4 protein-coding genes are annotated in these 13,405 nt (G+C 34.0%); all 4 read right to left on the reverse strand.

The features are described 5' to 3' along the window. Positions 1–42 precede the first annotated feature (42 nt). Positions 43–2,148, reverse strand: a complete 2,106-nt coding sequence (locus tag Q1A73_RS08275) for a T9SS type A sorting domain-containing protein (protein WP_299604083.1) — start codon at positions 2,146–2,148, stop codon at positions 43–45. A 347-nt stretch (positions 2,149–2,495) separates the two neighbouring features. Continuing rightward, positions 2,496–4,934, reverse strand: a complete 2,439-nt coding sequence (locus Q1A73_RS08280) for a BNR-4 repeat-containing protein (RefSeq protein ID WP_299604087.1) — start codon at positions 4,932–4,934, stop codon at positions 2,496–2,498. 705 nt (positions 4,935–5,639) lie between these two features. After that, the gene (locus tag Q1A73_RS08285; protein ID WP_299604090.1) at positions 5,640–7,868 is read right to left on the reverse strand and encodes an Ig-like domain-containing protein; all 2,229 of its coding nucleotides are present in this window, start codon (positions 7,866–7,868) and stop codon (positions 5,640–5,642) included. An 85-nt stretch (positions 7,869–7,953) separates the two neighbouring features. Further along, the gene (locus tag Q1A73_RS08290; protein ID WP_299604093.1) at positions 7,954–13,365 is read right to left on the reverse strand and encodes an Ig-like domain-containing protein; all 5,412 of its coding nucleotides are present in this window, start codon (positions 13,363–13,365) and stop codon (positions 7,954–7,956) included. Between the last annotated feature and the right edge of the window lie 40 nt (positions 13,366–13,405).

The following is a 13,405-nucleotide window of genomic DNA, read 5'->3' on the forward strand; positions in this document are numbered from 1 at the left end:
ATGTTTCTGTAATTTTAGATTGGTTACTTCTAAAATGAGCTACTATTTCTTTACAAAAAATAGAGATTCTTTGTTGTTGTCTGATTTGATTAAAAGAATATAGGTCCCTTGATGTAAGTGAGAAACATCTACTTTGGGATCATTAGCATCGAGCTTTTGAGATATAATTCTTTTCCCAAGAAGATCTATAACTTCAACAGTTTTTTCCTCCTTCGAAACGGCTACTATATGCAAGTATTTTTGATTAACTGGATTAGGGTAGATCGTGACTTGTAATTCTCTTTCTGAAAAATCAGGATTCGATAAAGTTGATTCGCACTCCGGACTTTCTGCAGCATTATTAAAATAAATGGTAAATCCGTTACTTTTAGAAACCATAACAAAATTGTCTCCATCTTTTGTAACCCAATATGAACCATCCCATCCAGGCAGATTCGAGTTACTTATGGTAAGTTCTGGTTGCAATGTATTAAACTCATAACTAACAACATCTTTAAGATTCATATAAAATTCTGGTACTCCATCTGAAGTATTCATATCAAATCTGTCTAATTTATTTTCTTCCAAATTCCAGGAAATTCTTAGTCGACTAATATTACTTACATCAGGTCCTTGCCCTAAAACGTGAGCATGATCAAAAGAGGCATTATCGAAGGTTGGTAAGCCAGTAGCTATTGGTGTTCCAAACGAACAATCTCCGTCTCCTCCTGTATTCTCATCTCGAACTGTTACTGTAAATTCTACATCACTTATTTTCCCTTCATTATCTGTAGCCTCAGCTTTTATGGTATAAATTCCTAAAGAAAGTCCTATTAATTCGTTTGCATTCTCACCCGTTCCCCATTGGTACGGAGGTTGGTTTATTTGTCGTATTAATGCATTATCTATATAAAGTTTTACATCAGAAATACTACCATCTGGATCCGTTGCGTTGACCTCTACAGTTAGCGCATCATAGCCTAGTAAAACGGTTAAATTTGTGGTTGGATTCACAAATGAAACTACCGGAGCTTGGTTCTGTGTTCCATCACATGATTCTATATTCCAGCTAGGACAAGATTGTGTGATATGGTTTAAACTACCATCGCTAATTGGAAAATCTGGAGTATTTGGATTTCTAACATTATCCCATACATGAATTTCTGAAGGGTCCCCTTGCTTTTTCCTAGCTGTTGGGATTTCATCTCCTCTACTTTCTAGGTTAAATGTATTATTAAATATTGCATTTCTAAATCCCGTGTTATAATTGGTACCGCGATCTAAAAAATCAATTCCTGCATTAACAATCGTAGATCCGTCTAGATTGAACGTATTATTATACACAAAACCATAAGCTCCCTTAAGGTCTATAAATGCATCTGCACTATTCTCCCCAGAGATTCCTTCTGCAGAAAACACACAATCTCGTATGATCGTGTTTTTTGTTCCTTCTTTTACATCTACACCTTCTGCAGTTACATTCGGCCCTACGATACAACCTTCGATCGTATTATTATTACAATCCGGATCGTACTTACTATTGTCATTTTCATCACCAGGTCCTGCATGTTGATTTTTATCGGATCCTACATACAATCCCTCTCCAATACCTGGTTTTTTAATACCGACATTGTAGACTTTACAATTTTTAACTAGGTTAAAACTAGATCCATCTCTTAAATGAATTCCTTCTTCTCCTAGTTCTCTCACTGTTACGTTTTCAATAACACCATAATTGGCATTATCAAAGACAATTCCCTTAGAACCTTCTTCAAAAATAATGTCTTTAACCTGCCAATAATCGCCCAATATATGAAGTGCATATCCATCATAAATTCCATCAGGACCTTTAAGGATTGGTGGATTAGCAGGATTTTCTCCTCTTAATATTATTGGGTTTGATGAAGTACCATCATTAGAAGAAGCAAATCTAGAAGCCTTTCCTTGATTATTAAATTTATCAGGAGCAACATAGGTTCCAGAAGCTATAATAATCTCATCTCCAGGAACAGCATTTATCATTGCTTCTAAAATACAATCAAGTGTATTACAATTAATACTATTTAGCTTGGCTTGATGCACCTGTGCTTGAGCAAACTCTATGAGTGATAGAAACGTAAATAATAATACAATTATTCGTAATGTTAATGAATTTGTGTAGGTTTTCATTTATTGGGCTTTTTATCTATTTTAATTAATTATCTCTTTTTACTTAAAAACGAAATTCTAAAAAGAATTTATTTTGTCCAATGCAAAACGCAACATCTTATTTTGGATATTACAAAGACTAAGGGAGGTAAATTAAAAAGTATTCAAACGAATATAACCGTTTAAATCTGATATCGAATGATTGATTGTAAGATTAAGAATCATTCCTATCCAATGATTCATTCTTTTAGATCAATTAACCTTAGACCTTTGTATTTTTATAAATAAAGATTATATAAAATACTTTTTAAAATTTAAAAAACTAGGATGCTTCTGTTGGTTCGAAGCATCCTAGATAAACTTTAATTTTATTTTTTCACTACTAATATTGATTCTTTAAATCTGACTGATTTAACAACTAAGAAATAAGAACCTGATGGTAATTCAGAAACATCTATAGTTTCTGCCTCATTTTTAGTAGTAATTTCTTTTACAACTCTACCATCTACACTTATTATTTGAAGTGTTTTTAATTCTTCAGACATCATCCCTGTAACTGATAAATAGGAATCCAAAACTGGATTAGGAAATGCTTTAATCTTTATAAAATTTGTTTCTGGGTTTAATCTATCACAATTCGGAGCAGTTGCCGAATTACTGAAATAAATCGTATAGTTCCCAGACTTAGAAACCAATGCAAGATTTTCACCATCTCTAGCTACCCAATAAGCACCGTCTAACCCATCAAAACCTGTATTCCTTAAGGTAACTTCAGGATTTGAATTCTGCAATTGAAAGCCCATAGAGTCTTTAAAATCTACGTACCAATCTGGAGATCCATTATTCGTATTAATAGCAAATTGATATAAACCATTACTATCTGGTACCCAATTGATCGTAAATTTTCTGAAGTTCCCTAATTTAGGTCCGTTGTCTCCTAACACATGAACATTGGAATATGTTACCTTATCCATTGCTCCTAATCCCTTGTCTATAGACATTTTAAAGGAACAGGTTGAATTTATATCACCTCTTCCTGTTATAATTACTTTTCTCGAAACTTCCCTATACAATCCTTTTTTATCAAAAGCTCTTACTCCTATAGTGTATACACCTGGTTTCGAAGGTTTCCAACTTACGGCAAATGGCCGGTTTCTATCTTGCTTAAAAAAAGTACCATTTATTTTAAAATTTACATAATCAAGATTACTGTCGGGATCGGTGGCATTTGCCTTTAAAGTAATAGTTTTTCCTAATGTAAATTCTTGATTATTTCGCGATGGATTTGTAATTGACACAATAGGTCTATTATCCTCATCCCCTTCTTGTAAATCTAAATCAATAATCTGTAAATAAAGTGGTTGTTTATCACCGCTTTTCTTTTCCATCATATAATAATATAATTTACCATCTACTATATAAGGTACTCCATGTCTAAATTTTTTACCAGTTTTTGGCGAATAAACTCTCTTGAAATTATTTTTACCACCTGTAGCTTTTTCCACATATATTCTATCCTTTTCAAGACCTATGATATAAATGTCATTCTTGTAAGTATATAATTGATCTGCTCCAGAAAAATCAGTCGAAGTAATAAAATTCGGCTTACCAACAGGTTTATATGTATGAACATTTTTAATTACATTATTTTTTTTGTCCTTTACTTTCCCAATTATGTGAACATCGCCACGAGCCGTAACCGTCCAGTCAAAACCTTGAACAATACTAACTTCATTTTTCCCTGTCGCTGAAACAAGATTGCCAGGTTCTGATACTTTTAATAAATCTGCATTGGCAAAAGGAATATTCACTGATTTTCCTTTATGATCTTTCCACTTGCTTTTTCCTGTTTGATCATCAGAATAACCGTAATAAAATCCGTTTTGATATTCGTATTTATCATTTTTATTCCCACTTCTTCTCTGGAAACCAACACGTAGTTTACCATTTACATACTTCATACTTCCATAAAGACCCCAGTTATATGGTTGACCATGCTTTTTAGCGTTAAGTTTATTGAATTGTTGTAATTTACTCCATTTTGATGTTGACGCCGTATATTTTGAAAAAACATAAGCTCCATTATCATTACCTCCACGTCTCATATGCATTAGTAAATCTCCATTATCATTCAGAAAAAATTTGGGATAAGTAAGATCTTGGAATTGCTGAGGGTCTGGAGATCCGTTAAGACTAACATGGGTATAATCATTTGCTCCGTCTTTAACAAAAAGATTTAGCTTAAAATTAGCATCAGAAACTGTAGCTGCATTTTTCTTTGAATACGCATATCTAAAATAATCATTTTTAAAAGCTCCACCATTACTGTAAGAATGCATGTCGTATAGCATATGAATCGTACCGTCTTTAGGGCTAATACCAACCGCAATAGTGTTATGCGATTCACCTATCCACCAATTACCATTAAGACCAGTGTGCCTATGAGGAAATTCTATAGTTTTTATCTTCCCTGTTTTTGTATTATATCTTGATAACATAACTCTTCTGTTATGTTTCCCCCCTTTATACCATGTTGTAAAAATGAAATTTTTGAATTTTTTTATACAATCCCCGTGAGCTGAAATTCGGGACCCAAAAAAATAGTCGTAAGCAGGTCCATTATTCGGAGAATTCCGACTAACTTTTTTACCATTAAAATGAAGTGCTTGATCTGTGATTTTCACTTCCTTCTCTAGCTTAATCTGTCCATAACTTTGAGAGTATATCAGAATTAAAAAGATCAGAAATAGTAATCTTGTCAATTTATTTTTACATTTTACATTTGTTGACATTGAATTTTTTTTCATAATTAGTTGGTTAAAGTGAGTGATTAAAATTTTAAATAGTATCTTAAATTATTTATTGCTAAATACCAGTTAAGCCGTGTTATCAATTTTAAAAGCTATAAAGAAGAGAATGGGAAATTATGCCAGGAGAACATAAAAAAATAATACTTAATAATAAGAAATGGATTGGGCAAAAGTTATTCATCTATAGGGCTTTTTATCTATTTTGATTAATTATCTCTTTTTCCTTAAACACGAAATTCTAAAAGGAATTTATATTGTCCAATGCAAAACGCAACATCTTCTTTTAGATATTAAAAGACTAAGGGAGGTAAATTAAAAAGTATTCAAACGGATATAACCGTTTAAATCTGATATCGAATGATTGATTGAAGGTCTGGAACTTCAATCATTTTGCATTCAAAGTAAAATTAGCAAAATACCCGTTTACATGAGTACAGAATAGGGGTAAAAAACATACATACGGCTGATTAACAGTTTTTTTATCCTTATTTTTTCAATACCTTTTATAGATAATTTGCGCAAAAACAATATGCTTTATCTATTAAGATTAAGAATAATTCCTATTTTAATGATTCATTGTTTTGGATCAACTAACCTTAGACCTTTGTATTTTTATGAATAAAAATTTCATAAAATACTTTTTAAAACTTAAAAAACTAGGATGCTTCTGTTGGTTCGAAGCATCCTAGATAAACTTTAATTTTATTTTTTCACTACTAATATTGATTCTTTAAATCTTACTGATTTAACAACTAAGAAATAGGATCCTGTTGGTAGTTCTGAAATATCAATAGTTTCTGTTTCTTTTCCTGTGGTAAATTTCTTAACTATTCCACCTTCTACACTCACTATTTGAAGTGTTTTTAAGTCTTCTGACATTCCTGAAACGGTTAAAAAAGAATCCAACAAAGGATTAGGAAAAGCTTTAATCTGTGAAACATCCATTGCTGGATTTGATCTATTACAATTTGGAGTGGATGCTGAGTTACTGAAATATATCGTATATCCTTCAGTTTTGGAAACTAGTACAAAATTAGCACCATCCATGGTTACCCAATACGAACCATCTAACCCATCAAATCCTGTATTCCTTAAAGTAACTTCAGGACTTGAATTCTGCAATTGAAAGCTCATAGAATCTTTAAAATCTACGTACCAATCCGGAAATCCATTATTGGTGTTAATAGCAAACTGATATAAACCATTACTATCTGGCACCCAATTAATCGTAAACTTTCTGAAGTTCCCTAATTTAGGTCCATTGTCTCCTAACACATGAACATTGGAATATGACACCTTATCCATAGCACTTAAAGCACTACTCATAGGTGCTTCGAATGAACATGTATCTCCGCCACCTGAATCTATCCCTCTTACAGTTAGTGTAAATGTTGCTTGATTGGTTGCTCCATCATTATCCGTAGCAACCGCTTTAATTGTATAAGAACCTGTACCCAACCCATTTAATTCTTGAGGGTTTGGAGAAGTATCATGACCCCATTCGTATGGAGCATTAACCTCTTGTCGTACAAAATCATTATTTATATACAACTTTACATTAGCTACAGTTCCATCTGGATCAGATGCATTCACAATTGCAGTAAGATCGTAGCCTTCCTCGACCGTTATGTTTCCTGTTGGCAATGCAAAGGATACATTTGGTTTTTGATTATTTGAAGTACCAGTCACTGTTACTGTTATCGACTTACTTGATTTAGCTCCATCATTATCTATGGCTTCTGCTTTGATTATATGTTGTCCTACTGGTAATCCTAAAAGTTCATCTGTAAAATTTCCTTGTCCCCAAGTATAAGGTGCATTAACTTCCTGACGAATAAAATTGCCATCCACATATAACTTTACATTACTAATAGAACCATCATTATCAGATGCGTTTACAGTAACTTCGAGTTCATCGTAACCTTCTGGTAAACTAATATTTCCTGACGGCGAAGCAAAAGAAATGTTTGGTTTTTGATTGGATCCTCCATTACCAATAGAAGAGGGACACTGACTCTCAGAAGACTCCGAAACACACCAATCTGCAAATCGTACCTGCTCATCATTTAATCCACTCGTTTTTCCTCTATAAATACCCCATTTAGGTCTATTGTAATCTGCTCCACTTCTCCATAAATCTATATTCGAATTAGAATATGAAAAAACAGTTTGTCCATCAGATACTTTTTTCAGTACCACATTGAGCGTACCGTTATCTCCATGTTTTATTTTTACATAGCCTTCGATCCATTCTCCTTTAAATCTAGATAGTGGTTCCTGTTTTAAATCAACGTAAACAGAATTCGGATTTTTTCTATTATGCACCAACTCAAATTTATCTTTTTGTGCTGATAACGTTAATATGGGAGGCTTATCATTACTTCCGCCTTTAGCCTTTAATTGAAAGAAGTGACAGAATCTATTACTAGCTTTATAATTACTCGCTAAGCGAAACTTCCATCTGTAGTAGCTCGTAGAATTTCTGGGGTGACGCAAAGTATTGGAACTAGCACCTGGTCCTCCTTTTATTTCTATACGCACACGATCATCATTTTTACATCGATCATCATCGTCATCGATATGACTATGAAAAACAAACACATTCTTGTCTAATTCATTATCAAATCTTTGGGTAATATGAGGTCCAAAACTCTTGTGCTTACAATCTGGATCTTCTATGCCAAATCCATCATTTTTTATAACAGAATACCCACTGCCTGAACTGGAAGTAGCAGAAGAAGTAGTTTGAGATTGAAGCAAGGGTATATTGGCAAATAAGATACACCAAAGGAATACACCAGACCTATTGATAAGTAGATCAGAAAACAATTTCTGTCTTCTAATATTTACATTTAATTGCTTCTTATTAGTAGCGAGATATTCTCGCAACCAAAATAAATCTTGATTAAATCTTGTTTTAAAATTTTTCATTGTGATTAGTTGTTGTTGTTTTTATATATCGATTAGAACTAGGACATTCTGTTAAACAAAACATCCTAGTACTAATAGTAGATCCTTATTTTTTTACAAATAGGAGTGATTCTTTAAATCGTACAGCTTTGATTGACAAGAAATAAGAACCTGATGGCAATTCAGAAACATCTATTGTTTCTGTCTCATTTTTAGTAGTAATTTCTTTTACAACTCTTCCATCTACACTTATTATTTGAAGTGTTTTCAATTCTTCAGACATCATCCCTGTAACTGATAAATAGGAATCCAAAACTGGATTAGGAAATACTTTAATCTTTATAAGATCTGTTTCTGGGTTTGATCTATTACAATTCGGAGCAGTTGCCGAATTACTGAAATAAATCGTATAGTTCCCAGACTTAGAAACCAATGCAAGATTTTCACCATCTCTAGCTACCCAATAAGCACCGTCTAACCCATCAAAACCAGTATCATTAAGCGTTACCTCAGGTTGAGCATTTTGTAATTGAAAAGTCATTGTATTCTTAAAGTCTACATACCAATCTGGTGATCCGTTATTTGTATTGATTGCAAACTGGTATAATCCATTGTTTTGAGGTGCCCAATTGATGGTAAACTTCCTGAAATTGCTAAACTTGGGGCCGTTATCTCCTAATACATGAACATTGGAATATGTAACTTTATCCATAGCAGCAAGACTACTATTGGCAGGAGTATCGAATGAACAACTATTATTGTTATCTCCACCTCCGTTGTCATCAGATTGTACTGTTAATATAAAAGTAGTTTCCGACGTGTTTCCATCATTATCAGTAGCAACAGCTTTGAAGGAATGGGTTCCTATTCCAAGTCCATTTACCTCTTGTGGATTAGGGGATCCATCGTGTCCCCACTCATATGGAGCTATATTTTCCTGGCGAACCAAATTATCGTTAATATATAATTTTATATTAGAAACACTTCCATCTGGATCAGATGCGTTCACAATTACAACAAGGTCATATCCTTCTTGTACCGTAATATCATTAGAAGGAGAAGCAAAGGAAACATTTGGCCCTTGATTACCACCAGTTCCAGTAACTGTTAGTGTAAATGTTTTACTGGTTGTAGCACCATCATCATCCGTAGCTTCTGCCTTGATTATATGTTGGCCAACAGAAAGTCCTAAAAGCTCATCTGTATTATTCCCTTGACCCCAAGTGTAAGGAGCTAACAATTCTTGACGAATTAAGTTTCCGTCCACATACAACTTTACATTATCAATAGTTCCATCACTGTCTGAAGCATTCACGATAACTTCAAAACTACTATATCCTTCTTGTACAGAAGTATTACCAGATGGAGTAGCAAAGGATACAGATGGAGGTTCATTTTCTCCTGGATTAGATCCATTTTTGGTAATTAGTATTATCCAATCACTACCAGTACTATTAGGAGCATTCCCAAGTGATCTATTACCTCCACCACTCACTGAAGTAACCGAACCATTGACTAGATTACCACCATTTCTGGGGTTGTACCATTTTACGGTAAACTGACCACTTTGTGCATTTAAATTAAGATTTGTAGACCCTCCATTTTTTAAATAAACCACATAAGCCTCTCCTTGTTTTGCGTAGCAGTAATCATTATTGTTAGAAGATAAACCGTTATTATTACGCATTTCCGTTAACGGAAGATCAGTAATATTAAAGAATCGGATCGCATGACGTCCATAATCCCACCACTTATCTCGGCTTCTAAAATCCTGAAGTGTAAGATCAGAATGTGCATTTTGATATCCAAAATACCACTCATTACCCCATCCACCTGCAAGTAATGTTGCCCAAAGAGCATTTTTACGTCCGTCTGTATGTGAGTTTGCAGCATTATTATCTGGTCGTATAGCATGTTGCGCATCACCAGGTTCATCACAAGCAATTGCCCATTTTTTGCCGGAGTTTCTGGATTTGTCAATTCCTTCTTTTACTTTACTAAAAACATTGGCAAAATCAGATTTATTCGTTTGTAATGAAAAACCTGTTAGTCTAGATTGATTTCCAGTTAAGTAATCAGGAAAGTCATTCGGATGTTTATGTATCACCACATGATGGCGATATGGATCATGCTTATAAAAGTACTCTGCCATCGCCCTTTCTTGCGCTGGTGATTGATCAACAGATTGTGGTCCTCCACCATTTTCTTCTCCTAAATTCCAATTAAGGGCTAAATTATATCCAAATCTTGCAATAAGTTCGCGATAATATAATTTACGTTGATTACCAGTATTTCCATTATCTAGAAGGGTTTCATTTTCTGTTTCTTGAGTCTTAAAATGTGCAAAAATTCCATTTTCTTGCATATGCTCAATTACAATTGCCCATTGAGCCAATTTTGATACATCCATGCGAGTTCTCTGATTGCTTGCTATATATGGATACACATTTTTATCATCTCCATTGATATTCATCGTTAAAAATGACATAGAATTTAGACCTTCACTAGCGATATAGTTTACAGCTCCGATTAATCCTTTTCCTTTTCCATTTTTCCAGGTAGGATCTCCATTATCCCAATCGTTTATATGGGGTTGATAATCCTTTCGGCGATTCCCCTCATTGGGAGTATTATCAAAATCATCATACGCAAATAGATTTTCTGGAGAATCAGGTCCTTGCTTTATCATATACTCTCCTGTTTCTGCAAATTTTAGGTAATGCTCTCCTACATATTGCAAACGACCTTTTCCTCTAAAATCTCTTCCTGTTTTATCAGAAGCAGCAATTGAAAAAGATCCCGTTTTTCCATTCATGAAACCTGCAACTGTTCCTGCTGTCACTCCATCATTAACAGCCACATTATTTCCTTTTCTAAAAGAGACGTTGTAATTCCACTGACCTGTTTTATCTGGTGCAAAATGTACTCTCCATTTGTTACCACTATTTGCTGATGTTTGTGCAGCATTTCCATCAGCAGCATAATAACCAGGGACTACGTAGGATGGAGAACCACTCTGATGCGTGAACGTTACATTTAGTCTATAATTTAAAAATGGATTGTCACCAGCAGTTTCTGAAGTATTTGGCCCATCAAAAGTTAAGGTGACCTTATGCCATTTTTTACGTTCTCCACTAATAACAACGCTTCCATCACCATCACTTCCACCTCCATCATTACCATCACAGGTAGTTTCTTGTAATGAAGTATCAGTAGCGTTGACACTTGATTTATTTAATGTCACTCTATCGATAATATGATGCTTAGAACGACCAGAAATTAACATGGTATAAGTGCCAGGAGCATCAAATTCTACAAACACATCATGGGGATCATTATCACTTACTTTGGTTGTCCAAGTCCAATTGGTAGTTCCTGTAGAATATACTTTAAAGTATCCTTCTCCTCCAGAACCTTCTGGATTTGGAGTTTTACCAGATCCTTTCGGATATACTATTTCATTTCCTTTTTGTGCATAAAAATCACTTGCATCAGGGAACTTCAACCAAGTGTCATTAGCTTCTGTAGGACTATTCCCTTCACCAACTTTAGATCTCCATTGAAACTTATATCTACCTGGAGAATTAATTTTAATTTTTGTAGTAATTACACCATTACCAGGATCATTAAAGTGATCAGGACCTGTCCATTCTAAATATCCTCCTCCAGTAAATCCTGAAATAGCACTTCTCTCACTCCAGTTTCCAGAAGCAGATAGATTTTCCGTTTCGATTACTACTAATCCGTTTTCTTCTTCATAAGTATCACAAGTATCTCCTCCACCTGAAGATCCTGATACTGTAAAACTATCCGTATCTTCATCTGTTGCTCCATCATTATCAGTTACTACTACTCTTACAGTATAACTTCCCGCTTGTACATTCGTAATTTGATGAGGAGTGTAATTGGCTCCATCGGTATCTACTAGGCTTCCGTTAACAAAAACTTCATGTTTGGCTATATTACCGTCAGAATCATTTGCATTAATAGTTATGCTTACATCTTCTCCTACATCATACGAATTATTTAAGCCTGTAATTTGAACATTAGGAGCAGTATTAGCGACTGCGTCCAAACCTAAGTTTATTACTTGAAGATATATTGGCTGTCCACTTCCGGATCCTCTTTCCATTAGATAGTAATACAATATTCCATCTTTGATATGTACTACACCATGTCTAAAACTTTTTCCTGATGAAGCATTATAAATTTTGTCCCATGAGTTTGTTCCTCCTTTAGCTTTGTAAATAACTGGTCTACCTGATTCCAATCCTATGAGGTATACATCATTTCCGATAGAATGAAAGTCCCCACCAGGAAAATTCGTAGATGTTCTAAAATTATCATCCCCTGCTTTTTTATAAGTATGCACGTTTTTAGTTTCAGATGCACCTATTACTCTAGTTCTAAAGTGAATACTGCCATTTTCTGTAATGGTCCAATCCGCGCCACTGGATATCTTAACAGAATTTCTTGCTGACCCAGACACTGTATTACCAGGTTCTGATATGAATATTTTTTCAGGATCTATAAGAGGAGTGCTTACACTTCTACCCTTATGATCTTTCCAATTGGTAAGGTTATTGGAATTTTCTGCATAAGCATAATAGAATCCATTATTAAGAGAAAACTTATCATTGCTAATATTTTTTCTTGTATGAAAACCAATATGCATTTTACCATTGATAAACTTAAAATCGCCATACAAACCCCAATTATAGTTGATTCCTCTATTTTTGGCATTTAGCACATTAAAATCTTTAAAACTACTCCAAGAATTACCATTGTACTTGGCTGTCATGTATTTCCCATTATTATTACCTCCTTCTCTCATAGAAACAAAGAGTTCTCCCGCTTCATTATTAAAAAAAGTAGGATAAGTTAGGCCTTCATAGTTGTCTCCATTTTTAAGAAATAAGCGTTTTGGAAAAAATTTATCTAATGTAAATTCTTCATCTGGTAATGTTGCAACATTATCCCTTGAATAGCTATACCTGAAGTAATCATTACTAAGACTACCATTTGATGGTCGATTTTTGGAATATGCGTGCATATCATATAACAAATGTACTGTTCCATCAACCGGAGCGATACCAACTGCTATCGTGTTATGAGATTCGCCAATATGAGGCCTGTTTTGAAATCCCGTATGCTTGTGTGGAAATTGAATAGTTACTTGGGTTTTGGTATTCATATTATACCGGGTTAGCATTACATGTCTATTAGATTCTCCACCTTTATACCAAGTCATAAAAACGTATTCCTTGTAGGTATAAATGCAATCTCCATGTGGAGTAATCCTGCTACCAAAAGCATAGTCATATTTTGATCTATTAGGGTAGGTTAAACGCTCTTCCTCTGGTACTTTTGATCCATCAAAAAATAAAGCTTGATTAGAGATTTTGATCTCATCAACTAAACTTACTTGTCCTATCACAGGATCTGCGGCAAAAAAGAGTAACAAGCCGTACAAAAAAAACGATGAAATTTTTTTTGAAATTTTACTACGTTCAATCATGATTGTGTAATATATTTTGAGGTTAATAAATTAGATTGTG

Source organism: uncultured Aquimarina sp. (assembly GCF_947492115.1).
Lineage (GTDB): Bacteria > Bacteroidota > Bacteroidia > Flavobacteriales > Flavobacteriaceae > Aquimarina.